The sequence below is a fragment of the Streptomyces marokkonensis genome, from assembly GCF_039539045.1.
Taxonomy (GTDB): domain Bacteria; phylum Actinomycetota; class Actinomycetes; order Streptomycetales; family Streptomycetaceae; genus Streptomyces; species Streptomyces marokkonensis.
Window position 1 is genome coordinate 1 of the sequence record NZ_BAABCQ010000109.1, and the last position, 26,586, is coordinate 26,586.

19 protein-coding genes are annotated in these 26,586 nt (G+C 71.1%); 11 read left to right on the forward strand and 8 right to left on the reverse strand.

From position 1 onward, the window contains the following. The first annotated feature begins 109 nt into the window (after positions 1-109). The 4 genes from ABEA26_RS23920 (at position 110) to ABEA26_RS23935 (ending at position 8,365) form a co-directional block, all read left to right on the forward strand. A complete protein-coding gene (locus ABEA26_RS23920) occupies positions 110-2,305 on the forward strand; it encodes a discoidin domain-containing protein (protein ID WP_345595350.1) in 2,196 nt (731 codons plus the stop codon). A gap of 128 nt (positions 2,306-2,433) precedes the next feature. Further along, positions 2,434-4,599 carry a discoidin domain-containing protein gene (locus ABEA26_RS23925; protein WP_345595351.1) on the forward strand — a complete coding sequence of 722 codons (2,166 nt, stop codon included), beginning with the start codon at positions 2,434-2,436 and terminating at the stop codon, positions 4,597-4,599. A gap of 68 nt (positions 4,600-4,667) precedes the next feature. Further along, positions 4,668-5,756, forward strand: a complete 1,089-nt coding sequence (locus tag ABEA26_RS23930; RefSeq protein WP_345595352.1) for a DUF1996 domain-containing protein — start codon at positions 4,668-4,670, stop codon at positions 5,754-5,756. Positions 5,757-5,926: 170 nt separating this feature from the next. Continuing rightward, positions 5,927-8,365, forward strand: coding sequence for a beta-glucosidase family protein (locus tag ABEA26_RS23935; protein WP_345595353.1), 2,439 nt, complete (start codon positions 5,927-5,929; stop codon positions 8,363-8,365). A gap of 267 nt (positions 8,366-8,632) precedes the next feature. Here the strand turns inward: ABEA26_RS23935 and ABEA26_RS23940 are convergent, their stop codons facing one another. Beyond that, complete coding sequence (locus ABEA26_RS23940) at positions 8,633-9,955, reverse strand: ROK family protein (RefSeq protein ID WP_345595355.1); 1,323 nt, start codon at positions 9,953-9,955, stop codon at positions 8,633-8,635. Positions 9,956-10,134: 179 nt separating this feature from the next. Between ABEA26_RS23940 and ABEA26_RS23945 the strand changes: the two genes are divergently transcribed. The 4 genes from ABEA26_RS23945 to ABEA26_RS23960 all read left to right on the forward strand — a co-directional run bounded on the left by ABEA26_RS23945 (position 10,135) and on the right by ABEA26_RS23960 (position 14,769). After that, positions 10,135-11,451: an ABC transporter substrate-binding protein gene (locus ABEA26_RS23945; RefSeq protein WP_345595356.1), complete on the forward strand. Its 1,317-nt coding sequence runs from the start codon at positions 10,135-10,137 to the stop codon at positions 11,449-11,451. A gap of 14 nt (positions 11,452-11,465) precedes the next feature. Next, positions 11,466-12,461: a carbohydrate ABC transporter permease gene (locus tag ABEA26_RS23950; RefSeq protein WP_345595357.1), complete on the forward strand. Its 996-nt coding sequence runs from the start codon at positions 11,466-11,468 to the stop codon at positions 12,459-12,461. 28 nt (positions 12,462-12,489) lie between these two features. Then, positions 12,490-13,329, forward strand: a complete 840-nt coding sequence (locus ABEA26_RS23955; protein ID WP_345595377.1) for a carbohydrate ABC transporter permease — start codon at positions 12,490-12,492, stop codon at positions 13,327-13,329. 84 nt (positions 13,330-13,413) lie between these two features. Further along, a complete protein-coding gene (locus ABEA26_RS23960) occupies positions 13,414-14,769 on the forward strand; it encodes a GH1 family beta-glucosidase (protein WP_345595359.1) in 1,356 nt (451 codons plus the stop codon). Between the two features lie 94 nt (positions 14,770-14,863). Here the strand turns inward: ABEA26_RS23960 and ABEA26_RS23965 are convergent, their stop codons facing one another. Then, positions 14,864-15,883 (reverse strand): LacI family DNA-binding transcriptional regulator, encoded by a 1,020-nt coding sequence (locus ABEA26_RS23965; RefSeq protein ID WP_345595361.1) that lies wholly within the window; start codon positions 15,881-15,883, stop codon positions 14,864-14,866. Positions 15,884-16,087: 204 nt separating this feature from the next. Next, positions 16,088-17,602, reverse strand: coding sequence for a glycosyltransferase family 39 protein (locus ABEA26_RS23970; RefSeq protein WP_345595363.1), 1,515 nt, complete (start codon positions 17,600-17,602; stop codon positions 16,088-16,090). 128 nt (positions 17,603-17,730) lie between these two features. Here ABEA26_RS23970 and ABEA26_RS23975 point away from each other — a divergent pair, with 128 nt between their 5' ends. Beyond that, complete coding sequence (locus tag ABEA26_RS23975; protein ID WP_345595365.1) at positions 17,731-18,411, forward strand: response regulator transcription factor; 681 nt, start codon at positions 17,731-17,733, stop codon at positions 18,409-18,411. After that, entirely contained in the window at positions 18,398-19,900 is a 1,503-nt protein-coding gene (locus ABEA26_RS23980) for a sensor histidine kinase (protein ID WP_345595366.1), read from the forward strand. The genes ABEA26_RS23975 and ABEA26_RS23980 overlap by 14 nt, the downstream gene beginning before the upstream one ends. A 106-nt stretch (positions 19,901-20,006) precedes the next feature. Here ABEA26_RS23980 and ABEA26_RS23985 read toward each other — a convergent pair whose 3' ends face one another. From ABEA26_RS23985 to ABEA26_RS24000, 4 genes are all read right to left on the reverse strand, one after another. Beyond that, positions 20,007-20,486, reverse strand: a complete 480-nt coding sequence (locus tag ABEA26_RS23985; protein WP_345595368.1) for an NUDIX hydrolase — start codon at positions 20,484-20,486, stop codon at positions 20,007-20,009. Between the two features lie 68 nt (positions 20,487-20,554). After that, positions 20,555-22,168: an apolipoprotein N-acyltransferase gene (gene lnt, locus ABEA26_RS23990; RefSeq protein ID WP_345595369.1), complete on the reverse strand. Its 1,614-nt coding sequence runs from the start codon at positions 22,166-22,168 to the stop codon at positions 20,555-20,557. 275 nt (positions 22,169-22,443) lie between these two features. Next, positions 22,444-22,986 (reverse strand): hypothetical protein, encoded by a 543-nt coding sequence (locus tag ABEA26_RS23995; RefSeq protein WP_345595371.1) that lies wholly within the window; start codon positions 22,984-22,986, stop codon positions 22,444-22,446. A gap of 79 nt (positions 22,987-23,065) precedes the next feature. Continuing rightward, the gene (locus ABEA26_RS24000; RefSeq protein ID WP_345595379.1) at positions 23,066-23,851 is read right to left on the reverse strand and encodes a glutamate racemase; all 786 of its coding nucleotides are present in this window, start codon (positions 23,849-23,851) and stop codon (positions 23,066-23,068) included. A gap of 39 nt (positions 23,852-23,890) precedes the next feature. On the opposite strand from ABEA26_RS24000, the gene ABEA26_RS24005 reads away from it, so the two are divergent. After that, entirely contained in the window at positions 23,891-25,129 is a 1,239-nt protein-coding gene (locus ABEA26_RS24005) for a glycosyltransferase (RefSeq protein WP_345595373.1), read from the forward strand. 21 nt (positions 25,130-25,150) lie between these two features. Here the strand turns inward: ABEA26_RS24005 and ABEA26_RS24010 are convergent, their stop codons facing one another. After that, positions 25,151-26,377: a TerD family protein gene (locus ABEA26_RS24010; RefSeq protein WP_345595375.1), complete on the reverse strand. Its 1,227-nt coding sequence runs from the start codon at positions 26,375-26,377 to the stop codon at positions 25,151-25,153. Between the last annotated feature and the right edge of the window lie 209 nt (positions 26,378-26,586).

The window sequence follows — 26,586 nt, forward strand, 5'->3', positions numbered from 1 at the left end:
TAATACAAGTCAAAAGAAAAGACGTGTCCGGAACCTTGACCGCGACCGGCGCGCCGGGCAAGGTTCCGGAGAGCGCTCTCCCAACCATTCCGTGTCAAGGAGTCCCTCCATGCCCACTGTCGGCATACCTCCGGCGGCGCCGGTGTCGAGCAGACCCGGTCGACGCGGGCTCGTCGGCGTCCTGGTCACCGCCCTGGCCGCCGCCCTGCTCGCCGTCGTCCCCGCCGCGCAGGCCCAGGCCGCGCCCGTGCTGCTGTCCCAGGGCAAGCCGGTCACCGCCTCCAGCGAGGAGCACTACGGCACCCCGGCGACCGCGGCCGTCGACGGCGACAACGGCACCCGCTGGTCCAGCGCCGCCGCCGATCCGCAGTGGATCCGCGTCGACCTCGGCGCTCCGGCCCCCCTCAGCCGGGTCGAGCTGCGCTGGGAGGCCGCCTACGCCAAGTCCTACCGCATCGAGACGTCCCAGAACGGCAGCGACTGGTCGACGGCCCACTCCACCACCACCGGCGCCGGCGGCACGGAGACCGTGAACATCTCCGGGACCGCCCGGTACGTCCGCATGCTCGGCACCGCCCGTGCCACCGGTTACGGCTACTCCCTCTGGGAGTTCAAGGTGTACGGCACCACCGGCGACGGCCCCGGTCCCGTGATCCCGGGCGGTGGTGACCTCGGCCCCAACGTGCACGTCTTCGACCCGTCCACGCCCGGCATCCAGGCCAAGCTGGACCAGGTCTTCGAGGAGCAGGAGTCGGCGCAGTTCGGTTCCGGCCGGCACGCCTTCCTCTTCAAGCCGGGCACGTACGACGACCTCAACGCCCAGATCGGCTTCTACACCCAGATCCTCGGTCTCGGCCTGCGCCCCGACGACACGACGATCAACGGTGACATCACCGTCGACGCCGGCTGGTTCAACGGCAACGCCACCCAGAACTTCTGGCGCGGCGCGGAGAACCTCGCCGTGAATCCGGTCAGCGGCACCAACCGGTGGGCGGTCTCGCAGGCCTCCTCCTTCCGCCGGATGCACGTCAAGGGCGGCCTCAACCTCGCGCCCAACGGCTACGGCTGGGCCAGCGGCGGCTACATCGCCGACAGCAAGATCGACGGCCAGGTCGGCAACTACTCGCAGCAGCAGTGGTACACCCGCGACAGCTCCATCGGCGGCTGGTCCAACAGCGTGTGGAACCAGGCCTTCTCGGGTGTCGAGGGCGCTCCCGCCACCAGTTTCCCCGAGCCCCGCTACACCACGCTCGACACGACGCCGATCTCCCGCGAGAAGCCCTTCCTCTACCTGGACGGCGACGAGTACAAGGTCTTCGCGCCCGCCAAGCGGACCAACGCCCGCGGCACCACCTGGGCCAATGGCACCCCGCAGGGCGAGTCGATCCCGCTGGACGAGTTCTACGTCGTCAAGCCCGGCGCCACCGCCGCCACCATCAACGCCGCCCTCGCCCAGGGCCTGCACCTGCTCTTCACCCCCGGCGTCTACCACGTCGACCGGACGATCAACGTCAACCGGGCCGACACCATCGTGCTGGGCCTCGGCCTCGCCACGATCATCCCGGACAACGGAGTGACCGCCATGAAGGTCGCCGACGTCGACGGCGTCCGGCTCGCCGGCTTCCTCATCGACGCCGGGCCGGTCAACTCCCCGACGCTGCTGGAGATCGGACAGCAGGGCGCGTCCGCCGACCACGCGGCGAACCCCACCACGGTGCAGGACGTCTACATCCGCATCGGCGGCGCGGGCGCGGGCAAGGCGACCACCAGCATGGTGGTCAACAGTCACGACACCATCATCGACCACACCTGGGTGTGGCGGGCCGACCACGGCGAGGGCGTCGGCTGGGAGACCAACCGGGCCGACTACGGCGTCCGCGTCAACGGCGACGACGTCCTGGCCACCGGCCTGTTCGTCGAGCACTTCAACAAGTACGACGTCGAGTGGTACGGCGAACGCGGCCGGACGATCTTCTACCAGAACGAGAAGGCGTACGACGCCCCGAACCAGGCCGCGATCCAGAACGGTGCGACAAAGGGGTACGCCGCCTACCGGGTCGACGACTCGGTGGACACCCATGAGGCATGGGGCCTGGGCAGCTACTGCAACTACAACGTCGACTCGAGCATCCGCCAGGACCGCGGCTTCAAGGCTCCCGTCAAACCGGGAGTGAAGTTCCACAGCCTCCTCGTGGTCTCCCTCGGCGGCATGGGCCACTACAACCACGTCATCAACGACACCGGCGCGTCCACGGTGCCCGCCGGCACCACGACCGTGCCGTCCACCGTCGTGTCCTATCCCTGACCGGAGCACCCACCGGCCGCAACTCCCCTCCGGGCCGGACGACATCCCCGCCCCCCGGCCCGGAGGGGCCACCACGCGGTGCTCCCACCGCCCCCGTCCCATCGGCTCTCCCCAACTCAGGAGCAGATGTGTCCCCAGTACTCTCGTACCGCAGACCGGACGGCCGCCGCGCCGTCCCCCTGCTCGCCCTCGGCGCGCTGGTGGCGTCGTCGTTCACCCTCGTCGCCCCGCCCGCCCAGGCCGCGGAGACCCTGCTCTCCCAGGGCAGACCCGCCACCGCCTCGTCCCAGGAAAGTGACGGACACGCCCCCTCGGCGGCCGTCGACGGCAACCTCACCGGATCCCGCTGGGCCAGCCGGTGGAGCGACTCGCAGTGGTTCCAGGTCGACCTCGGACAACGGTCCGACCTCAGTCGTGTGGTGCTGACCTGGGAGGGCGCGTACGGCAAGAGCTATCAGATCCAGGCGTCCGACGACGGCACGGACTGGCGGACCCTTCAGACCGTGACCGGCGGTGACGGCGGCACGGACGAGGTCGCCGTCTCCGGCTCCGGCCGCTACGTGCGCATGCTGGGCACCGAGCGGTCCGGCGGCTACGGCTACTCCCTTTGGGAGTTTCAGGTGTACGGGACCACGGACGGCACCCCGCCCGCCTCGGGAGCGGTCGAGGTCACCGGCTCCCAGGGGAACTGGCAACTGACCGCCGGCGGCCAGCCATACACCGTCAAGGGTCTGACCTGGGGCCCCTCCATCGCGGACGCCCCGAAGTACATGCCCGACGTGAAGTCCATGGGCGTCAACACGATCCGCACCTGGGGCACCGACGGCGGCACCGAGCCGCTGCTCGACAGCGCCGCCGCGCACGGCATCCGCGTCGTCAACGGCTTCTGGCTGCAACCGGGCGGCGGTCCCGGCTCCGGCGGCTGCGTCGACTACGTCACCGACACGACGTACAAGAACAACATGCTCACCGAGTTCGCGAAGTGGGTGGAGGCCTACAAGAGCCACCCGGCGACCCTCATGTGGAACGTCGGCAACGAGTCGGTCCTCGGCCTGCAGAACTGCTACAGCGGGGCGGAGCTGGAGACGCAGCGCAACGCCTACACCGGCTTCGTCAACGACGTCGCCAAGAAGATCCACAGCATCGACCCCGACCACCCCGTCACCTCCACCGACGCCTGGACGGGAGCCTGGCCGTACTACAAGCGCAACGCGCCCGACCTCGACCTGTACTCGATGAACTCCTACGGCGACATCTGCGGCGTCCAGGAGGACTGGGAGGAGGGCGGCTACACCAAGCCGTACATCATCACCGAGGGCGGGCCTGCCGGTGAGTGGGAGGTGCCCGACGATGCCAACGGCGTCCCGGACGAGCCGACCGACGTGCAGAAGGCCGAGGGGTACACCAGGGCCTGGGACTGCGTCACCGGCCACGAGGGTGTCGCGCTCGGCGCCACCCTCTTCCACTACGGCCTCGAGCACGACTTCGGCGGCATCTGGTTCAACCTCGTGCCCGACGGGCTGAAGAGGCTGTCCTACTACGCCGTCAAGAAGGCGTACAGCGGATCGACCAGCGGTGACAACACCCCGCCCGTCATCACGGACATGACCGTCTCCCCCGCCTCGTCGGCCCCGGCGGGCGAGGAGTTCACCGTCCGCGCGGACGTGCGCGACCCCGACGGCGACCCGGTCACGTACAAGGTCTTCCTCAGCGGCAACTACGCGAACGGCGACAAACGCCTGGTGGAGGCCGAGTGGCGGTCCACCGGCAACGGCACCTTCGCCGTGACGGCCCCGGAGAAGCTCGGCGTGTGGAAGGTGTACGTCCAGGCCGAGGACGGCCGCGGCAACGCCGGCATCGAGACGAAGTCGGTCAAGGTCGTCGCCCCGCCGGTCACCGGCACGAACGTGGCGCTGAACAAGCCCACCACCGCGTCCTCCTTCCAGCCGTCGTACGGCGACTGCCCGTGCGGGCCCTCCAAGGCGACGGACGGCAGGACGGACACGCGCTGGGCCAGCGACTGGAGCGACCCGCAGTGGATCCAGGTCGACCTCGGCGCCGCCACGCCCATCCGCGAGCTCCAGCTCGTCTGGGACCCCGCCTACGCCAAGTCCTACGAGGTCCAGGTCTCGGACGACGGCACCGCCTGGCGCACGGTCCACACCACGAGTGCCGGCAACGGTGACATCGACACCATCGACGTCACGGAAACCGCTCGGCACGTGCGACTGCACCTGACGGCGCGTGGCACCGGCTGGGGCTACTCGCTGCACGAGTTCGGCGTTTACAGCTGACGGCGAAGGGCGTCCGGCGGCGCCCTTCGCACCACCCCCACTCGGCACCTCGGCGGGCAGGAGGCCCCATGAGACCACGTTCGAAACTTCCCGCGCTGTTACTCGGCAGCGCTCTGATCGCCGGCGTGCTCGGTGTCGGCACCGTCGCCACGGCGGCCGACCCGGTCGGCGCCCCGGCTGCCCCGGCCGCCTCGGTCGGCGCTCACACCGGGCACACGACGGCGGTGTCGACCCGGGCGTCCGCCGATGATCCCGACGGCGACGGGTACATACCGGCCGTTCCGCCGGTGACCGGCGTGACCCCGTCCGAGGCCACCCCGCCGCCGCGCTACCACAAGGAGTTCCAGGCCAACTGCGCCGTCACGCACACCGCGCCGGACGACCCGATCGTGTACCCGGGGCAGCCGGGCAGGTCCCACGACCACACCTTCATGGGCAACACGTCGACGAACGCCGGCAGCACCACGGCGAGCCTCTACGGCGGAGCCACCACCTGTCTCGCACCGGCCGACGCCTCCGCGTACTGGATGCCCTCCCTGTACAAGGGGGACGAGAAGATCCTCCCCGTCGGCCCGCAGGTCATCTACTACAAGGCCGGTGTCACCGACTACACCAGTGTGCGGCCCTTCCCCAAGGGGCTGCGGTACGTCGTCGGCAGCCCCATGCAGAGCACCCAGGAGTTCCGCGACCACAAGGGCTTCGTCGAGGGCTGGGAGTGCGGTGACAGCTTCTTCAACGTCGACATCCCGGCGAGCTGCCCGAGCCGGCCCGATGTCCAGCTCAACGTCCGTTTCCAGGCCCCCAGTTGCTGGAACGGCACGCACCTCGACACCCCCGACCACCAGAGCCACATGGCCTACCCGGTCGTCAAACCCGGCACCAACGACAACATGTGTCCGGCGTCCCACCCGGTCGCCCTGCCGATGATCGAGTTCAAGATGGCCTTCCCGGTCAACGGCGACATGAGCGACGTCCGCCTGGCCAGTGGACGCGGCTACTCCTTCCACTACGACTTCTTCAACGCCTGGGAGGAGCGGACCCTCGAGGCGCTGGTCGACCACTGCATCGTGGGCGGCCTCCAGTGCGACACACGCGGCTACGACCAGAATCATCCGGAGCGCGGCGCGGTGTTGAACACGGATCACCGTCTGCCCTGACCCGTCCGGTTCCCAGGGGCCCGACCACCCGCTCGGCGCGGGTGCCGTCGGGTCCCTTCCGCTGTCCGCACTCCGATCGCCGGTGGCCCGAGGGCCTGCCGCGACGGAGCGCGCCGGACGGCTTTCAGAGCGCCCTCCAGAGGGTGGAGGGGGAAGGAAATGGGGCGGGAATGAACGACGAGACACTCAATCGGCTCATCGACAGACTGAGCCTCGAACAGAAGGTGCGACTGCTCACCGGCGCGACGACCTGGCGCACCGCGGGTGAGCCCGGGATCGGACTGCGGGAGATGGTGACCTCGGACGGGCCTGCCGGGGTGCGGGGCGAGACTTGGGACGAGCGGCGCACTTCGGTCCTGTTGCCCTCCGCCTCCGCTCTGGGCGCGATGTGGGACGAGGACCTGGTGGAGCGGCTCGGGTGCCTGCTCGCCACCGAGGCCGCCCGCAAGGGCGTCGACGTGGTGCTGGCCCCCACACTCAACCTCCACCGGAGTCCGCTGGGCGGCCGGCACTTCGAGTGCTTCTCCGAGGACCCGGAACTGACGGGCCGTACCGGTGCCGCGCTGATCCGGGGCGTCCAGGCCCTGGGGGTGGCGGCCACCGCCAAGCACTACGTCGGCAACGACTCCGAGACGGACCGGCTGACCGTCGATGTGCGGGCGTCCGAACGCACCCTGCGAGAGGTGTACCTGGCGCCGTTCGAGGCGGCCGTCGAGGCCGGCGTGTGGCTGGTCATGGCGGGCTACAACGCCGTCGGCGGCACGACCATGACGGCCAGCCCCCTCCTGGCGGAACCCCTCAAGGGGGAATGGGGGTTCGACGGGGTCGCCGTCTCCGACTGGGCGGCCGTGCGCGCCACCGAGGAGACCGGTCGCGCCGCCCTCGACCTGGCGATGCCGGGCCCGGACAGCCCCTGGGGCGCGTCGCTGGTACGGGCGGTGAAGGACGGCGTGGTCACCGAGGAGGCGGTCGACGCAAAGGTGCGCCGGCTGCTCCGACTCGCCGGCCGCGTGGGCGCGCTGGGACCGGGGGCGCATCGCTCGCGCCGGGTGCCGGCGACGGCGGCCCGCGGCACCCGGGCGCTGCTGCGTCGCGCCGTCAGCGCCGGATCGGTCCTGCTGCGCAACAGCGGCGTCCTGCCACTCGACCCCGCCGGGCTGTCCACCGTCGCGGTCGTCGGCGTCCACGCCGGGTCCCCGCGCGTCCAGGGCGGCGGCAGCGCGGGGGTCTTCTGCTCCGACGTGGTCACCCCGCTGGCGGGCATCCGGACCCGGCTGCGAGGACGCGCCCGGGTGGTGTACGAGCCCGGTCCGTCACCAGGGGCTCCGCCCGCCCCCCTCGGCACCGACCAGTGCGCGGACCCGGTTTCGGGCGCCCCCGGCGTGCTCCTGCGGGTGCTGGACGCGGCAGGACGGGAGCTGTACGCGGAGCACCGGCTCTCGGGCCGGCAACTGGAGCCGGACCTGCCGCCCGGCGCCCATACGGTGGAGATCGGCGCGGTGCTGCGTCCCCGTCGGCCGGGCGAGTGGACGTTCGGTGTCGGGGGCTTCGGACGCATGACGCTCACCGTCGACGACCGCACGCTCCTGGACGGGGAGTTCCCCGGTGACACGGACGACCCGGCCGTCGTCCACGTCAACCCGCCCCTGCACACGGCGCGGACGGTACTGACCGGGAAACGCCCCGTGCACGTGGTGGCCCGCCGCGAACTGGTACCCGGCCGCGGACGCGCCACCGTCGTGGTCGCGGCGCCGCCACCACCGGACCCGTCGACCGCGCTGGAGGACGCGGCGCGGAAGGCCGGGGACGCCGACGTCGCGATCGTGGTCGTCGGCACCACCGAGCACAGCGAGACCGAAGGGTACGACCGCGCCGGACTGTCGCTCGGGGGCCACCAGGACGAACTGGTCCGCGCGGTGGCCGCCGCGAATCCGCGCACGGTCGTGGTCGTCAACAGCGGCGGCCCGGTCGAACTGCCCTGGCACCGGGAAGCGGGCGCCGTGCTGCTCTCCTGGTTCCCGGGGCAGGAGGCCGGCGCGGGGCTGGCCGACGTCCTGTTCGGCCTCGCCGAGCCCGGCGGCCGGCTCCCCACCACCTGGGCGGCGTCCCTGGCGGACGCGCCCGTCACCCGTACCCGACCGGTCGACGGCCGGCTCGACTACGCCGAGGGTCTGCACATCGGCCACCGGGCGTGGTTGCGGGCGGGAGGCGAGCCCGCCTACTGGTTCGGCCACGGACTCGGCTACACGACGTGGGAATTCGCGGACGTGGAGGCTCCCACTCACGTCGCGACGGGTGAGCCTTTCACCGTTCGGGTGACGGTACGCAACACCGGCACCCGCGCCGGGCGCGAGGTCGTGCAGGTCTACCTGGCCCGCCCCGGTTCGGCGGTGGAGCGTCCAGTGCGCTGGTTCGCCGGATACGCGGCTCTGCGAGCCGAAGCGGGCGGGACGGCGAGTGCCGAGGTGCTGGTGGGTCCGCGCGCCTTGCGGCACTGGTCGGCAAGCGACCACGGCTGGGTCACGGAGCCCGGTCCCTACCGGCTCATGGTGGGCAGGTCGGCGGGGGACATCCGGTGGGAGGGAAGGGTCGCGGTGAGCGGCTCCTGACGGGTGGTGGGACGGTCCGGGCAGCACGTTCGCCGGGGTCGCGGCGCCGGTCGGAGCCCGGGTGGTGCCGTGGGGGACTCCCCGCGCACCGCGTCTTCGGCCGATGTCCAGACATCATGTCTCGTGGCCCGCGGCAGCGGCCGGACGCACCGGGCCGTGACGCGGCGCCCGAGTCAGGCGCGTGCCTGGGACACCTTCCACAGCGGCGGGAACCGACCGCGGGTGGTTCGGTGGTCCCGGGAGCACCACCGGGGTTGTAGACACCGCTCACTGCACCGAGCGCTCCCGCAGGGCCGTCCGCCACGCCGGGTCCGGTTCCACCGCTTCGGCCTCCTCCGGCCGGCCGCCGCGCGCGAAAAAACCGGCGAGAGGCAGGACCGCCGCGCCCACGGTGACGGCGTCCGGCCCCAGGGTGCCGAGGTCGATGCGGACGCGGGCGGCCGGGTAGGCGAGGGCGTACGAGGTGGCGTGGGCCGTCACCGAGTCCAGGAAGCGCCGGCCGAGCTGCAGTCCGGCCCAGCCACCGACCAGGATGCGTTCGGGCTGGAAGAGGTTGATGAGGTCCGAGAACCCGGCGCCGAGGTACTCGGCGGTCTCCTCGAGGACGGCAAGGGCCGTGGCATCGGGTTCCGGGCCGGTCCCCGTCCCGTCCGGAGCCGGGTACGCGGCCGCGAGCATCGCGGTGAGCGCGGTCTCCTCGTCCGCGCCCGCGGGCGGCCGTCCGCCCGCCTCCGCCCAGCGTTGGAGCAGCGCCTCCGCGCCGGCGTACGCCTCCAGACAGCCAAGGGCGCCGCAGCGGCACCGGCGTCCGCGCACCCGTACCGTCAGATGCCCCCACTCCACGGCGCGAGCCGGACCCATGTCGTCGCCGACGACGCAGGCGCCGACGCCGGAGCCGAAGAGCACCACCGCCACGTTCTGCGCGCCCCGGCCTGCGCCGAACCACATCTCCGCCTGGCCCAGCGTCTTGGCGCCGTTGTCGATGTAGTACGGCACCGTCTCGGGCAGAATGCGGGACTCGCGCAGCAGCCGCTCCAGGGGAACGGCGTCCCAGCCGATCGTCTGACCGTGCACGACGGCGCCGTCCTCCGGGGCCCTGTCGACGATGCCCGGCACTCCGATGCCGACGCCGAGCAGCCGCTCCGCCGCGATGCCGGCCTCGTCCAGCACCTCGCGGACGCCCTCGCGCAGGTGGGTCACGACGACGCCGACGTCGTAGCGGTCGAGGCGGCTCGGGCCGTCGGTCTCCAGCGGTTTCTCGACTCGTGCCAGCTCGGTGAGGGCGAGGTCGAAGAGTTCGATCCGCACCCGGGTCTCGCCGATGTCGACGCCGATCATGTAACCGCTTCCCGCGCTGACGCGCAGCAGCGTGCGGGGACGGCCCCCCGCCGAGTCGACGCTGCCCGCCTCCTCCACCAGCCCTTCGGCGACCAGCTCGGAGACCACGTTGCTCACCGAGCCCGAACTCAGCCCGGTGGCCGGTCCCAGGGAGAACCGGCTGAGCGGCCCGTCGAAATACAACCGTTGCAATACCGCGGTGCGGTTCTCCCGCCGCAGGTCACGCACTGTACGGCCACTGCGCACTTTCACCCTGTCCCCTCGCTCCGAAGTCGTCACCGCAACTTACCTGTAGCCGAGCCCTTGACGCCTCCTTCCCCCTGAAGCTTAACTCACATCCTAAATTAAGCCGTGGAGGCTTTCGTGCGTGGGGCGCTGCCCCGGCCCGCCACCACGAGCGACTCGTCATCTCCCGGAAGGCCCCTGGAGTCATGCGCAGAATCAGAGCCGCAGCCGTCGGCGCCGTCACCCTCTCGTTCGCCCTCACCCTGGCGGCCTGCGGCGGGGGATCATCCGGCACCGAAGGCTCCAACGAGCAGCCGAGGACACTCACTTACTGGGCCTCGAGCCAGGGCGCGAACCTGGAGGTGGACAAGAAGGTCCTCCAGCCGGAGCTCGACAAGTTCGAGGAGCGGACGGGCATCGAGGTGAAGCTGGAGGTGGTGCCCTGGGGGGACCTCCTCAACCGCATCCTCACCGCCACCACCTCCGGTCAGGGCCCGGACGTTCTCAACATCGGCAACTCCTGGAGCGCCTCGCTCCAGGCCGGCGGCGCCCTGCTGCCCTGGGACGCGAAGAACTTCGAGGCGATCGGCGGCAGGGACCACTTCGTGGAGTCCGCGCTCGGCTCCACCGGCGTCCAGGGCCAGGACCCGGCCGCCGTGCCGCTCTATTCCATGGCCTACGCGCTCTACTACAACAAGAAGATGTTCGCCGACGCCGGCATCGAGAAGCCGCCGGCGACCTGGAAGGAGCTGGCCGAGACCGGCAAGAAGCTCGCCAAGGACGGCAAGTGGGGCCTGGGTGCCGAGGGCTCCAACCTGTCGAACAACATCCACCAGGTCTTCGTCCTCGCCAAGCAGCACGGCGCCGACTTCTTCACCGCCGACGGTGAGGCCGACTTCACCTCCGACGGCGCCGTGGCGGCGGTGAAGCAGTACGTCGACCTGATGGCCAAGGACAAGGTCATCGCGCCGGGCAACGCCGAGTACGCGCAGAACCAGTCCCTGAGCGACTTCGCCAAGGACAAGACGGCCATGGTGCTGTGGCAGACCGCGTCGGCCACCTTCAAGTCGCAGGGCATGGACGAGGACGAGTGGGGCGTCGCACCCGCCCCGGTGCAGTCCGGCGAGCCCGGCCCGGGCAAGGCCACCAACTCCATGGTCGCCGGCATCAACATGGCCGTGTTCAAGAACTCCAAGAACATCGACGGTGCCAAGAAGTTCGTGAAGTTCATGACCAGCGACGAGGAGCAGGTCATCCTGAACAAGGCGTACGGTTCCATCCCGCCGGTCAAGGCCGCCCAGCAGGACCCGGCCTTCGACGCCCCGGCGCTCGCCGTGCTCAGGGACACCCTCGCCAACAGCGCCACCGCGCTGCCGCAGGTCCCCGAGGAGTCGCAGTTCGAGACCGTCGTCGGCACCGCCGTCAAGGAACTCTTCGTGGACGCCGCGGCCGGCCGTGCGGTGACCACGGAGTCAGTACGGGCGGGGCTCGAGAAGGCCCAGCAGCAGATGCCCAAGAAGTGAGCGCGGACACCGACATGACCACCACCGCCGCCCTCAGCGCAGGCGAGCGGACGGCACGGAAGGACGACCCCGGGACGGCGCCGCGCAGACGCCGCCCCGGGCGGCTGCGCCGCGTCGGACTGCCGTACCTGCTGCTGCTCCCCGCACTGCTGCTCGAACTACTGGTCCACCTCGTGCCGATGGTGATCGGCATCGTCGTCAGCTTCAAGGAGCTGACCCAGTTCCACATCCGCGACTGGGGCGCCGCCCCCTGGGCCGGCTTCGACAACTACTCCCTGGCAGTCGACTTCGACGCCCCCGTCGGCGAGGCGCTGCTGAGTTCGTTCCTCACCACCTGCCTGTTCACCGTGCTCTCGGTCGGCCTGTGCTGGCTGCTCGGAGTGGCCGCGGCGGTCTTCATGCAGGAGACCTTCCGCGGCCGGGGCATCCTGCGCACGCTCTTCCTCGTCCCGTACGCACTGCCCGTCTACGCCGCCGTCATCACCTGGTCGTTCATGTTCCAGCGGGACAACGGCCTGGTGAACCACGTACTGCACGACCAGCTCGGCCTCACGGGCAGCCCCCCGTTCTGGCTGATCGGCGAGAACAGTTTCATCGCCCTGCTCGTCGTCTCGGTGTGGAAGGGCTGGCCCTTCGCCTTCCTCATCATCATGGCCGGGCTCCAGAACATCCCGAAGGACATCTACGAGGCCGCCGCCCTCGACGGCGCCGGCGTCTGGCAGCAGGTCCGCCGCATCACCCTGCCGGCGCTGCGCCCCGTCAACCAGGTCCTCGTCCTGGTGCTGTTCCTGTGGACCTTCAACGACTTCAACACCCCGTTCGTCCTGTTCGGCAAGGCGGCACCGGAAGCCGCGGACCTGATCTCCATCCACATCTACCAATCCTCGTTCCAGACCTGGAACTTCGGGGCGGGCTCCGCGATGTCGGTGCTGCTGCTCCTGTTCCTCCTCGTGGTGACGGGCGTCTACCTCTGGTTCACCTCCCGAGGAAGGAAGGCCACCGATGCCTAGGCCGGCCGTCCGGCAACCCCGCTCCCCGATGGCCGCCCCGCGGTCCTTCCTGTGGAGCCGGCGGATCTTCCTGTCCCTCCTCACCGTCTTCGTACTGCTGCCGGTGTACGTGATGATCTCCAGCTCGCTGAAGCCGCTGGAGGACGTGTCGGGGAAGTTCACGTGGATCCCCTCGGGCCTGACCGTCCGCCCCTACTTCGACATCTGGGACACGGTCCCGCTGGCCGACTACTTCATGAACTCGCTGATCGTGGCCGGCGCGGCGACCGTCTGCTCCGTCACCATCGCCGTGTTCGCGGCCTACGCGGTCAGCCGCTACTCCTTCCGCGGCAAGCGCCTCTTCACGGTGACGGTGCTGTCGACCCAGATGTTCCCCGGCATCCTGTTCCTGCTGCCGCTGTTCCTCATCTACGTCAACATCGGCAACGCCACCGGTATCGCGCTCTTCGGCTCCCGCGGCGGCCTGATCCTCACCTACCTCACCTTCTCGCTGCCCTTCTCGATCTGGATGCTGATCGGATACTTCGACTCGGTGCCCAGGGACCTCGACGAGGCCGCCAAGGTGGACGGCTGCGGGCCGCTCGGTGCCCTGTTCCGGGTCATCGTGCCCGCCGCGATCCCCGGCATCGTCGCCGTCGCCGTCTACGCGTTCATGACCGCCTGGGGCGAGGTGCTCTTCGCCTCCGTCATGACCAACGAGACCACCCGCACCCTCGCCGTCGGCCTGCAGGGCTACTCCACCCAGAACGACGTCTACTGGAACCAGATCATGGCCGCCTCACTCGTCGTCAGTTTGCCCGTCGTCGCCGGCTTCCTGCTCCTCCAGCGCTACCTCGTCACCGGCCTCACCGCCGGCGCCGTCAAGTAGCCGCCGGTCTTGCGCGGCCTTCCACCGCGCCCACCGCACCGACCGCACCGACCCGTTCACCCGTTACCCGTAGAGAGGCCTTCTGTGTCCGAATCGCTCGACCTCGCCGCCTTCCCCACCGACTTCACCTGGGGCACGGCCACCTCCGCCTACCAGATCGAGGGCGCCGCCACCGAGGACGGCCGGGCACCGTCGATCTGGGACACCTTCTCCCACACCCCGGGCAAGGTCGCGGGCGGCGACCACGGCGACGTGGCCTGCGACCACTACCACCGATGGCCCGAGGACATCGCCCTGATGAAGCGGCTCGGCGCCGACGCCTACCGCATGTCCATCGCCTGGCCCCGCGTGATGCCCGTCGGTGACGGACCGGTCAACGCGGCCGGCCTCGACTTCTACGACCGCCTCGTCGACGCCCTCCTCGACGCCGGCATCACTCCCAACATCACCCTCTACCACTGGGACCTCCCCCAAGCTCTCCAGGACCGCGGCGGCTGGACCGTACGGGACACCGCCGAGCACCTCGCCGACTACGCCTCTGTCGTCGCCGCCCGGCTCGGCGACCGCGTCACCCGGTGGGCCACCCTCAACGAGCCCCTCTGCTCCGCCTGGATCGGCCACCTGGAGGGCCGCATGGCACCCGGCCTGACCGACCTGACCGCCGCCGTGCACGCCTCGTACCACCTGCTGCTCGCCCACGGACTCGCCACCCGGGCGATCCGCGCGGCGGCCCCGGGGGCGCAGGTCGGCCTCGTCACCAACCACTCCCCCGTCGAGGCCGCGTCGACCCGCCCTGGGGACATCGCCGCGGCCACCCGCATGGACGGCCACACCAACCGCTGGTGGCTCGACCCCGTCTACGGCCGCGGCTTTCCCGCCGACATGCGCGAGCTGTACGGCGTGGACCTGCCGGAGCGCGCGGGCGACCTGGCCACGATCGCCGCGCCCCTCGACTGGCACGGCCTCAACTACTACTTCCCGGTAACCGTCACCGACGACCCCTTGGGTCCCGTCCCGTACGCCCGTGAGGTCCGGCTGCCCGACGTGCCGCGCACCGGCATGGACTGGCAGATGGACGCCGGGGGCCTGGAGGCCCTGCTGCTGCGCCTGACCGACGACTACGGAGTCCGCGAGCTGTACGTCACCGAGAACGGCTCCGCCTTCCCGGACACCGTCTCGCCCGACGGCTCCGTCCACGACGCCGACCGGGCCCGCTACCTCGAACAGCACGTGCACGCCTGTGCCCGGGCGATCCGCAAGGGCGCGCCGCTGGCCGGCTACTACGCCTGGTCGCTGCTCGACAACTTCGAATGGGCGTACGGCTACGACAAGCGCTTCGGCCTCGTCCACGTCGACTACGCGACACAGGCCCGGACCGTCAAGACAAGCGGTCTGCGGTACGCGGAGATCATCCGCGCCCACCGGGAGCACCACGCCTGACCGTGCCGACACCGGGTGCCCTGCCGCCGGCTGCCGCGAAGGCATGCCCGGCGGCATGGTCCGGTGCTGTCCGGCCGGCGGAGAACGCGCCGGATCAGGCGGACTCGCGTACGACCAGTTCCGGTTCGAAGACGAGGGTGCGGGGCTCGGTACGGGCGCCCCGCACCTGCTCGCCGAGCATCCTGGCCATGGCCGCCGCCATGTCCTCCACCGGCTGGCGCACGGTGGTCAGCGGCGGCCGGCACGTCACCGCGATGCTCGAGTCGTCGAACCCGACGACGGCGATGTCCTCCGGTATGCGCCTGCCCAGCTCCCGCAGGACCTGGCAGGCACCCTGGGCCATCAGGTCGTTGGCCGCGAACACGCCGTCCACATCGGGGTGTTCACGCAGCAGTGTGGCCATGGCCGCCGCCCCGCTGTCCAGTGTGAAGACGCCCTCGGCCACGGGAGGGCTGTCACGCCCCGCGCGGGCCAGGGCTTCGCGGAATCCGGCGAGGCGCTCCCGGCCGGCCCTGAGATCCGGCGGCGCGCCGATCACCGCGATACGGCGGCAGCCGCGCGCCAGGAGATGCTGACCGGCCAGGCGTCCCCCCGCCCAGTGGTCCAGATCGACACAACTGACCTGTGTCGCCCGGGTCGGACGTGCGAACAGCACCGTGGGGACGCGGGCGGAGAGGAGCATGTCCGGCAGCGGGTCGTCCGGTTGCACGGAGACCACCAGCGCGCCGTCCGTACTGCCCTGCCCCACGTAGTCGACCACCTGCTTCCGCGCCGTCTCCGACTCGGCGAACAGCAGCACCGGTTGCGTCGAGCGTGCTCGCAGGTACCCCACGACACCACCCACGACCCGGCCGAAGAACGGGTCGGCGAACACCCGGCCGGCGAAGGCGTCGCCCGCGCCGGAGACGATGAGGGCCACGGCTCCGGTGCGTCGGGTGACCAGCGCCCTCGCCGCCCGGTTCGGCGTGTAACCCGTCCGCTCGATCGCGCTGCGGACCAGGTCCTGGATGCTGGGATCGACGTTGCGTACACCGTTCACGACCCGCGACACGGTGGCGCGGGAGACACCCGCCTCCCGCGCGACATCCTCCAGCGTCGGGGCCTGCCTGTTCATGGGGGGAACTCTAACCGCCCGGCACTCTGACGGGCACAGGTGGCAGACCGTCCTGCGGCGTACGTCCGACGCCCACCGAGGGGCACGCACGAGTGAATGGAATCGAGCGAGGTGAGAGACCTTCACCACCGGGTTGTCACAGCAATCCGGCTGAAGCCGGGGGCAGTTCGGCTTGGGGCCAACCGCAGGGGTCCTCTGCGCCACTCAGCGGGACGCCTTCTCGAGGACCGGCTTCGGAGACGGGTCGTGGTTCCGGACGTAGACGGTGATGCGCGCCCCTTTGACATGCGTTGTCCCGTACTCGCGGAAGTGGCGTCGCAGAGTGCTTGTCTTCGCCTTCTCCTGCGCGTTCGCCGACGAGTGCGCATCCCTCCCGCGGACCACGACGATCCGGTCGAACCCCAACATGCGTGCCGCGATTTCCTGGGCGGGAAGCTCTACACCCGCAAGTGTGTGGGAAGAAACCGGGTCTCGCGCCAGGGCCAGATCCGTCAGGACACGGGTGTCCTCGGGGTTGGCCGCGGTCAGGATCCGGTGCCGGCCGGAGACAAAGAGCAGCCCGTCGCCGGGACGGCCTTCCTCGCGTACGGCGGCACCGATGGCGGTGGCGTCATCGCTTCGGCTCTGTGGCGTCCTCAGCGACAGACTCGGCGGGACGAGCACGGCCAGTGCGGCGACCGCCGCGATCCACACGTAGCGGGAAGAGCGCTGCTGCCGGTGGAGGTGATCCATCGAGGCACCCAGCAGCAAGGCGATTCCGATATTGCTGAACACCACGTACCGGTCGACGAAAAGGGGTTTGACCAGGGAGGCGATCAGCAGCAGAAGGCCCGGCAGCACAAGAATCGGCACAGCCAGCGTGGAAAGCCGCACGGGCCGCCTCACCTCGACGGGCACTCGGGCGCACGCCAGACCCACGACTGCCACCACCAGGAAATAGTCGACCCGCACCGGGCTGTCGATCCAGGACACCTGCTCCGACTGCCCCGCACTGCGGATCACCAGCGGCACCAGCCCGGCCACAACACCCGCGGCGGCCACACCCCACGCCCTCAGCACCCGTCGTGGAGCACGGGAGACGACCAGTGTGACACCGTGGGCAACCAGGGCGAGCACCGCGAACTCGTGAAGCAGACAGGCCAGCAGCATGGTCGCGCCGTAGACCGCCCACCGCCACCGGGTTCGACGTGGGACGCTCACCACGAGCGCATAGGTGGCCCAGGTGACCAGGGCGCAGACCATGGCGTACGAGCGGCCTTCCTGCGCGTACTTCTGTACCTGGGGAAGGAGCGGGAACACCAGCCCGGCCAACAGCCCGGCGCGGGGTCCCGCCAGGCGCAGGCCCAGGAGCCCGACTCCGCTCGCCGCCACGGCCATGGCCAGCGCGGACGGCAGCCGCAACGTCAGCAGCCCTCCGCCGAAGAGGCCGAAGACCTCATGCATCACGGCGTAGTAGAGGGCATGGACCAGATCAACATGCTGGGCGGTGTGCCATATCTGCGACAGGTCGCGGTGCGCGATCTGATAGGTGACGGTCTCGTCTCCCCACATGGTGTTCTCCCGGCGGATACCCCAGAGCCCCAGAACGATGGTCAGCGCCAAGGGCGCGATGACGACAATGGCTCCGGCCCGGCTCCGTGACTGCCGAGGGACGGGTACGGGAGGGGAAACAGGGGAAACCGTCCGGGCCACTGCGAGAGCACGTTCATCAAGGGACATCGGCGACAGGACCTTTCGGCAGTGGCGAAGCGACTCCGCCAGCGTGCCCGGACCTCGATGACCGGTTGCTGACCCAACCTGACCGGCCGATCAGGAAGCCGGGCCGACGCTGTGCGAGGCTGCACCGCATGCGCATTCTGGTGGTCGAAGACGAGGTGGACCTTGCCCACACCCTGCACACCGGACTTACCGCCGAGGGCTACAGCGTCGACCTGGCCCATGACGGCCGGCAGGGACTGTGGATGGCCCGGGCCGGGGAATACGCCCTGGTCGTCATGGACTTGATGCTGCCCGGACTCAACGGTTACAAGGTCTGCGCCCAACTGCGCCGGGAGGGCAACGCGACACCCATCCTCGTACTCACCGCCAAGGACGGGGAATGGGACCAGGCAGAGGCCCTGGACACCGGAGCCGACGACTACCTGGCCAAGCCCTTCTCCTACGTGGTGCTCGTGGCACGGCTGCGGGCCCTGGTCAGGCGAGCCGCCACGGTCGCCCCGCCCGTCCTCGCCGTGGGCGATCTCTCGTTGGACGTCGCCGGCCGGGTCTGCCGCCGGGCCGGGGCCCGGGTGGACCTCACACCGCGGGAGTTCGCCGTGCTGGAGCTGCTCGCCCGCCGGGCGGGCCAGGCGGTGTCCAAATCGGATCTGCTCTATCACGCGTGGCCCGACGAAGCACAGGACCCCAACCTGGTGGAGGCACGCGTCAGCGCCCTCCGCAAGAAGGTGGATGCCGCGTTCCACCGGCAGTCCCTGCAGACCGTACGGGGCACCGGCTACCGATTGGTGGACGACCGTGAGCGCGACTGAGCCGCGACGCCGCTGGTGGCCTCGTTCGGTACGAGCCCGCGCAGCCCTGGCTGCCGCGTCGGCCGCCGCCGTCGTCCTGGTCGCCATCGGCTGGTGGGTACACCGCGACGTCTACCGCGAGAGCATGCGGATCACCGAAGGGCAGGCGCAGGAACAGCTCTTCACTCTCGTCGATCAGCTTGAGGACGGTGTGGTTCCCGTTCGCCGAAGCACTGTGCCGTACGAGATCGTCGCGACCGACCGCCGCGCCGCTGTCGCCTACGGCGGAGGCATGGAGGAGTTCGATCCCGGCACCCGCCATGTGCTGCCCGCCCCACCGAAGGCCGGGATGCCCGCCCCACCGAAGGACGAGGCAGCCTGGGGCTACGCGACCCGCCCCATGCGCATTCCGGCGCGCCACGACTCCATGCCCGGGGACCGGTTCGGCAAGGACGGTGGGACCTACCTCGTCATGTACGACGAGGTCAGGGCCGATGAACTGAGCAGCGAAAGAGTCGCCGCTCTGGGCATCGCCACCGACGCCCAGCTGCGAGTCCATGTGGTGGTTCTCCCGCACGCGGCCGAGCACATCGCCGAGGCCACCGACCGCATGCTGCTGCGGGCCGGGCTCGTCGGCCTCGTACTGATCGCCGCCGTCGCCTACTTCGCCGTCCGCATCGCGCTGCGGCCGCTCGAAGCCATACGCGTCCTCACCGCGTCGGTCACCGCGAGCGACCCCCGCGAACGTGTCACCGTCCCCGCCACGGGACACGAGATCACCGCCCTGGCCACCACCATCAACACCACCCTCCAACGACTCGACAACGCCGCCGCGCAGCAGCGCCGCTTCGTCGCGGACGCCGCCCACGAACTACGCAGCCCCCTCACCACGCTGCTGGCCAGCCTGGAAGTCGCCCTCGCCTACCCGGAACGCACCGACTGGCCCGCCACGGCCACCACCGCCGCACGACAGACCCACCGCCTCCACGCCCTCGCCGAAGACCTGCTGCTCCTCGCCCGCCTCGACACCCGCGCCCCCACAGCCGACCCCGAAGCCGTGGACCTGACAGCCCTCGCCTCCCGGCTGGCCGAGCGATACCCCCTGACCGAACGGGGGCCGTTGACCCTCACCTGCGACAGCACCGCCCCCGCACGCGCACACGGAAACCCCGACGCATACGAACGGCTGCTGCGCAACCTCCTCGACAACGCCGCCCGCCACGCCGCACACCGCATCCAGATCACCATCCGGAACCAGGACACCTGGGTCGTCCTCACGGTGCACGATGACGGACCGGGAGTGCCCACCGAGGATGCCGAGCGCATCTTCGAACGCTTCGTCCGACTCGACGACGCCCGCTCCCGCGACCATGGCGGCACCGGCCTGGGCCTCGCCATCGCCCGCGACCTGGCCCACCGCCACCGAGGCACCCTCACCCTCAAACCCCGCACCCTCGGAGCATGCTTCGAGCTACGCCTTCCTCAGGCCCCCACCCCGGCCGGGGAATAGCGCGCCGCACCGCGACAGCGCCTCGGAGCCGGAAGGGCACTGGACGAGGTCATGTCCCGACCCCGGGCAGGGTGCCCCGGCCACCCATGTGGGCACGCCCCGTACTTCAGACGGAACCAGTGGGGTCGAACCACGTGGGGGCGTCGGACAGTGCATGCTTGACCCGGTCCTGCCCGAAGTCCCTGAGGTCCGGCAGGGCGTCCACCGCGAACCAGCCCACATCCAGCGACTCGTCGTCGTTGACCCGGGCCTCGCCGCCGACGGCACGGCAGCGGAAGGTGATGTCCATGTACTGGCAGACGTCACCGTTCTCGTACGTGACCGGGTTCAGCGCCTCGACGAGGGCCACCCGCTCGACGACGCACCGTACGGCCGTCTCCTCCTCGACCTCGCGCACGGCGCAGGCGGCGGGCTGCTCTCCCGGTTCCGGGATGCCGCCGATCAGGGACCAGCGACGGTTGTCGGAGCGCCGGTTCAGCAGCACCCGGCCCTCGTCGTCGAAGACGACGGCGGTGACTCCGGGGAGCCAGAGCAGTTGATGTCCGGCCGAGGCTCGCAGGTCGCGGATGAAGTCGGGAGTAGCCATGCGTACGACCCTAACGGGCTCCTCGGGCCGCTCCCGGCGAGGTCGCGGGGCGTGCGGCGGGCGTACGGCTACACGTCACGGGCGCGTCGCCCGCGCACACCGGCGCCGACGGCCCAGCCGAGCCCGCCGGCCGCGGCCAGCACCAGAGCGATCTCGGGCAGCACGCCCAGCCGAGTGGCGGGCGTCTCGGAGGAGCGCAGGGGCACCTCCTGGACCAGGGAGTCCGCCACGAACATGCCGGTCTTCTGGGTGACCCTCCCGTCCGGCATGATGATCGCGCTGACCCCACTGGTCACCGGCACGGTGACGGCCCGGCTGTGCTCGACCGCGCGGACGCGGGACATGGCGAGCTGCTGGTAGGTCATCTCGCTGCGGCCGAACGTGGCGTTGTTGCTGGGCACGGAGATCATCTGGGCACCGTCGGTGACCTCGGAGCGCACCGCCCAGTCGAAGGCGGCCTCGTAGCAGGTGACGAGCCCGACCCTGGTGCCGGCCATGGTGAACACGCCCGGTTCGGTGCCCCGGCTGAAGTCCTGGCTGACCATGGAGGTCCAGTCGTCGTTGATCGCGCCGATGAGCGGGCGCAGCGGGAGGTACTCGCCGAAGGGCTGGATCTGCCGCTTGTCGTAGGTGTCGACCGGGCCCTTGTCGGGGTCCCACAGGATCTGTTCGTTGAGGAGCTTGCCGTCGCGTTCCACGACGCCGCCGACCGAGATGGGCGCGCCGATCGCCTTGGCGGCCCGGTCGATGACCGCGCGGGCGTCGGGGTTGGCGAACGGGTCGATGTCCGAGGAGTTCTCCGGCCAGAGCACGAGGTCGGGCCGGTCGACCTTGCCGGCCTTGATCTCGGCGGCCAGGCGCTGCGTCTCGCGCGCGTGGTAGTCGAGTACGGCCCGTCGCTGGGCGTTGAAGTCGAGACCCGCGCGCGGCACGTTGCCCTGGATCACGGCGACGGTCGCGGTGCCGTCCTCCGCCTTGTCGCTGACCAGTGGCCGGGCGGCCACGGCGCCCACGACGGGTACGGCCACACTGAGGAGGGCCACCGCCGCCGCGCCCCGCCGTACCTCCCGGGTGCGGCGCGCCCGGACGGCCAGGCGCACGGCTTCGCACAGGCCGAAGCCGCACAGGACGACGGCGAAGCCGAGTACCGGTGTGCCGCCGGCCGCGGCGAGCGGCAGGAAGACGCCGTCCGCCTGGCCGAAGGCGATCTTGCCCCAGGGGAAGCCCTCGAAAGGCACACGCGCGCGTGCGGCCTCTCCCGCGGTCCACAGCGCCGCCGCCCACACGGGCCAGACCGGCAGCTTGGACACCGCCGCGACGCCCGCGCCGACCAGCGCGACGAAGACCGCCTCGATCGCGGCCAGGGCGAGCCAGGGACCGGGGCCGACCTCCACGCCGGTCCACACCAGCAGCGGCAGCAGGAAGCCGAGGCCGAAGAGGTACCCGAGGCCGAGGCCCGCCTTCCAGCCGCGGCCGCGCAGCAGGAAGCCGAGGACCGCGAAGGCGGGCAGCGCCAGCCACCACAGGGTGCGCGGCGGGAAGCTGACGTAGAGCAGCACTCCGGAGAGCGCGGCGGCAGCGGCCGGGAGGAGGCGCAGGAGCCGCGCGGCGACGCGCCAGGCGGGTGTGGTCTGCGGCTGTGTCCGGTCCGACTCGCCGACGGAGGTTGCGGTGGCTGTCACCCACCGGAGTGTACGGCGGGTGTCCGCGCGGCCGACAGCTCGGTCCGCGGTCTCCGTGAGGCCGTGGACGGCCGGTGCCGCATCGTTTCGGCACAAGCGGGCGCAGCGCGATCCGCACTCCGCCGGCCGGCCCTTGCGGTGTGCCGGCGTGCGGTGGCGGGGCGGTCGGCTGCCTCAGCGAGGCTGTGCGGGGCGACGGCGCGTACGGAGGGCCGACGCGAAACCCGGTCGTGGAACGCTCCGGGAACCTCGCGGCGGCTCGGCACCGGGTGTGCTCAGCGCGCCGGCCCCGGTGCCCTGGGCCGCAGTCGGTCCCTGATGACCTGGACGGCCGCTTCCGCGTCGTCCACGGTGATCGTGAAGGTGTGGCCGTCCCACAGCCGCAGGATCACGCCCTCCCCGCGCCGTACGACGACCGCGGTGCCCTTCTCCGGTCGCCATCGATAGCCCCAGCCGCCCCAGTGGCGCGGGGTGACGTGGGGGGCGAACTCGGCGCCGACGACGTGCGAGAGAGGGATGCGGCGACGGGGCAGGCCGATGTGGCCGCAGCGCACTTCGAGGCACTCCTCGTCGACCCTCAGGGCGACGTGCACGAACGCCAGTGTGCCGAAGAGGACCAGCAGTCCAGCCGCGATGCAGCCGACGACCGCCATGGCCAGCGGGGCGACGCCCGACTCCCAGGCCGATTCGACGGCCAGCGCGATACCCAGCGCCACGCAGGCGGCGCCGATGAGCGCCAGCAACCACTGGACCCGGTTGGTGGCACGTCCGGTCCAGACGTTCGGCTGGGGGGTGGTCTCGCCGTGGCGATGCCTCATGGATATGAGGTTACTCATGTTTCTCTGCGCGGGTACCTCGTCGCGCAGGGTGACTGGGCCGACCGGGCGTCCTCACCGGTCAGCGGGCCGGCGTCACCGCTCGCAGGAGCCGGCCCTCGTCGTAGGCCAGCGCGGGCGCGGGCAGCGCGCCCGCGCGTCCGCTCAGCAGCACGGTGAGGGTGCCCTCGGCCGGGGCCCCTGGGTCGGGGCGGGCGCCGATCCGGCGCAGCGCCTGGGCGGCGACCGCACCGGCGGAGCCGTGCAGGACGAGGCGCGGGGCGCCGGGACGCTGAACGGCGGCGCGGATGCGTTCGGCGACCAGTTCGTAATGGGTGCAGCCAAGGACGACGGTCGTTACCACGTCGGGTGTCAGGGCCGCCGCGGCGGCCACGGCCGCGGTGACCGCGTTCTCGTCCGCGTGTTCGACGGCGTCGGCCAGTCCCGGGCACGGTACCTCGGTGACCGTCGCCCCGTCGGCGAACTGCTCGATGAGGCCGCGCTGGTAGGGGCTGCCGGTGGTGGCGGGCGTGGCCCAGATCGCCACGGGGCCACCACCGGCCGCGGCGGGCTTGATCGCCGGGACGGTGCCGATGACCGGCAGTGCGGGCTCCAGCCGGGCACGCAGTGCGGGCAGCGCGTGCACGGTGGCGGTGTTGCAGCCGACGATCAGGACGTCGGGACGGTGCGCGGCGGCGGCCCCGGCGACGGCGAGGGCCCGCTCGGTCAGGTCCTCGGGGGTGCGCGGCCCCCAGGGCATGCCGTCGGGGTCCAGGGAGAGGATGAGATCGGCGTCGGGCCGCAGGCGCCGTACCGCGGCGGTGGCCGCCAGCAGACCGATTCCGGAGTCCATGAGCGCGATCTTCACCCGGCCACCATAGACGATGGGCCGCAGCGGCCCGGTGCCGTGGGGCAGACTGCGCACGTGAGCGCCGATGCGTGGACCTCCGTCGTGACCGTCGTATCCGCCCTGTCCCTCGCCGCCTGGCTGTGGCTGCTGCTCGCCCGCGGCTTCTTCTGGCGTACGAACGTCAGGCTGCCGGCCCAGGAGGAACCCGACGCCTGGCCCTCCGTGTGCGTCGTCGTCCCGGCACGCGACGAGGCGGCGATGCTGCCCGCGAGCCTGCCGTCGCTGCTCGCCCAGGACTATCCCGGTCGGGCGGAGGTCTTCCTGATCGACGACGGCAGCACGGACGGCACGGGGGAGCTGGCGTGCGAGCTGGGCCGCCGGCAAGGGGGTCTGCCGCTCATCGTGGCCTCGCCCGGGGAACCGCCCGCCGGCTGGACGGGCAAGCTGTGGGCGGTGCGGCACGGCGTCGACCTGGCACGCAGGCGTGAGCCCGAGTACCTGCTGCTGACGGACGCCGACATCGCCCACGCGCCGGACAGTCTGCGCCGGCTGGTGGCGGCGGCCCGCACCGGCCGTTTCGACGTCGTCTCGCAGATGGCCCGGCTGCGGGTGGCGAGCGTCTGGGAGCGGCTCGTGGTTCCTGCGTTCGTCTACTTCTTCGCGCAGCTGTACCCGTTCCGGTGGATCGGCAAGGACCGCGCCGACACGAACGGGGGCGCCGGGAGGACGGGGACGGCGGCAGCGGCGGGTGGCTGCGTGCTGCTGCGCACCGAGGCCGCCGAGCGGGCGCGGGTTCCGGACTCCATCCGGCACGCCGTCATCGACGACGTGGCCCTGGCGAGGGCCGTGAAGGGCGGCGGCGGCCGCATCTGGCTGGGTCTGGCCGACCGGGTGCACAGTGTGCGTCCGTATCCGTGCCTGCGCGATCTGTGGCGCATGGTCTCGCGCAGCGCGTACGCGCAACTGCGGCACAGCCCTCTGCTGCTCGCCGGGACGGCCGTCGGCCTGGCCCTGGTCTACCTGGTGCCGCCGGTGGCGGTGCTCGTGGGCGCGACGACGGGGAGTACGACGGCGGCCGTCCTCGGGGCCACCTCGTGGCTGGTGATGGCGGGGACGTACGTGCCGATGCTGCGTTACTACCGGCAGCCGGTGTGGCTCGCCCCGCTGCTGCCGTTCACCGCGTTCCTGTATCTGCTGATGACGGTCGACTCGGCGGTGCAGCACTATCGGGGGCGTGGTGCGGCGTGGAAGGGCCGCACCTACGCCCGTCCGGACGCCGTGCCCGACGAGGGCTGAGCACCTGGCCCGGCGGATTCCTCACTTGCGGCCGGGGGTCCAGTTCATGCCCCATCCGTAGGCGTGGTCGACGGTTCGCTGCGGGCTCACGCCGCGTTCGGACACCAGGTAGCGGGCCTCGCGCTGGACGACCAGGTCGCTTCCGGTGTTGGTGATCAGCGCGAGGGCGCACACCGTCGAGGGGACCGTGCACTCGTCGAGGGAGAAGTCGACCGAGGCGCCGTGCTGCGGCTGGAGGGTGACCGTGGCGTTCAGGTCGGCGAAGGAGCGCGCGCCCTGGTAGATGGTGACGAAGACGAGGATGCGACGGAAGAACTGTGTGTGGTCGAGGCTGACGGTGAGGTTCTCGCCCAAGGACACGGCGCCGGTGCGATCGTCGCCGTCGAGGTGGATGTAGGGCGGCTGCCGCAGGGACCCGAAGGCGTTCCCGAGGGCCTGGACGACTCCCTTGCCGCCGTCGGCGAGTTCGTACAGGCAGCACAGGTCGAGGTCGAGGTCGTGCGTGGCGGCCGGGCGGCCCAGTTTGCGGGCCCAGCCGGAGGACTGCTTGCGCACCTGCCAGTTGAGGTTGACGCGCAGGGCGCCCGAGGTGCCGCCCTGCTTGGTGAGCGATACGGAGGGTGCGGCCTTGGTGAGCGTGACCTTGGTCAGGCGGACCGGCTCGGCGGGGAGCGCCGTGGTCGTGGGCGTCGGGGCGGCGGCCGGTGGGGCAGCAGGGGGCGCCTGCTGCGGCTCGTCCACCGAGATGCCGTAGTCCGTGGCCAGGCCCTCGAGCCCGCTGTCGTAACCCTGGCCGACGGCGCGGAACTTCCATGCGCCCTGGCGGCGGTAGAACTCGCCGAGCACGAAGGCCGTCTCGACGGTCGCGCCCGGGTTGTCGAAACGGGCCACCACGGTGTTCCGCTCGGCGTCGCGGACCTCGATGTACAGATCGGGGATCCGCCCGAACGGTCCGCCGTCCGTGGAGGCGGCGAGGAGCACGGTCTCGATCGCGGGCTCCACGCCCGCGAGGTCGACGAGCAGGCTGTCGCTCACCCGGCCGCCGTCGTCCCGCTTGCCCTCGTGGCAAACCGCTCCGGAGGAGTGCGCCGACTGGTTGTAGAAGACGAAGTCCGCGTCGGAACGGACCTTCCCGCCCACCAGGAGCAGGGCAGAGGCGTCCGCGTCGGGGACGCCCGGACCGGATCGCCGGCCCAGTTCCACCCGCAGCGCCGTCGTGGGCACCGGCGTGTTCGATCCTTTGGGCATTGACATGTCCGTCCCCATCGCGTGTCACGGAACCGGGCCGCGTTCCGGCGGTTCGCCAAGTCCTCCGACCCAACCCATTCCCCCGCCGCGCACCCCTCACGCGGAGTCGGCGAGACGCCCGGACAACCGCCGGTAACCCGCCCGGAACTCGGCCTTTACCCCAAGATCGCACGGCGCGACGCCCCATTTTGCGAAGTTCACTCGTATTG

Excerpts from the sequence above, each read along its gene's own strand:
- ABEA26_RS24010 (WP_345595375.1), bottom strand. The coding sequence starts at position 26,377 with ATGCCCAAAGGATCGAACACGCCGGTGCCCACGACGGCGCTGCGGGTG.
- ABEA26_RS23995 (WP_345595371.1), bottom strand. The coding sequence starts at position 22,986 with ATGAGGCATCGCCACGGCGAGACCACCCCCCAGCCGAACGTCTGGACC.
- ABEA26_RS23955 (WP_345595377.1), top strand. The coding sequence starts at position 12,490 with ATGGCCGCCCCGCGGTCCTTCCTGTGGAGCCGGCGGATCTTCCTGTCC.
- ABEA26_RS23935 (WP_345595353.1), top strand. The coding sequence starts at position 5,927 with ATGAACGACGAGACACTCAATCGGCTCATCGACAGACTGAGCCTCGAA.
- ABEA26_RS23985 (WP_345595368.1), bottom strand. The coding sequence starts at position 20,486 with ATGGCTACTCCCGACTTCATCCGCGACCTGCGAGCCTCGGCCGGACAT.
- ABEA26_RS23965 (WP_345595361.1), bottom strand. The coding sequence starts at position 15,883 with ATGAACAGGCAGGCCCCGACGCTGGAGGATGTCGCGCGGGAGGCGGGT.
- ABEA26_RS23950 (WP_345595357.1), top strand. The coding sequence starts at position 11,466 with ATGACCACCACCGCCGCCCTCAGCGCAGGCGAGCGGACGGCACGGAAG.
- ABEA26_RS23920 (WP_345595350.1), top strand. The coding sequence starts at position 110 with ATGCCCACTGTCGGCATACCTCCGGCGGCGCCGGTGTCGAGCAGACCC.
- ABEA26_RS23930 (WP_345595352.1), top strand. The coding sequence starts at position 4,668 with ATGAGACCACGTTCGAAACTTCCCGCGCTGTTACTCGGCAGCGCTCTG.
- ABEA26_RS23975 (WP_345595365.1), top strand. The coding sequence starts at position 17,731 with ATGCGCATTCTGGTGGTCGAAGACGAGGTGGACCTTGCCCACACCCTG.
- ABEA26_RS23945 (WP_345595356.1), top strand. The coding sequence starts at position 10,135 with ATGCGCAGAATCAGAGCCGCAGCCGTCGGCGCCGTCACCCTCTCGTTC.
- ABEA26_RS23970 (WP_345595363.1), bottom strand. The coding sequence starts at position 17,602 with ATGTCCCTTGATGAACGTGCTCTCGCAGTGGCCCGGACGGTTTCCCCT.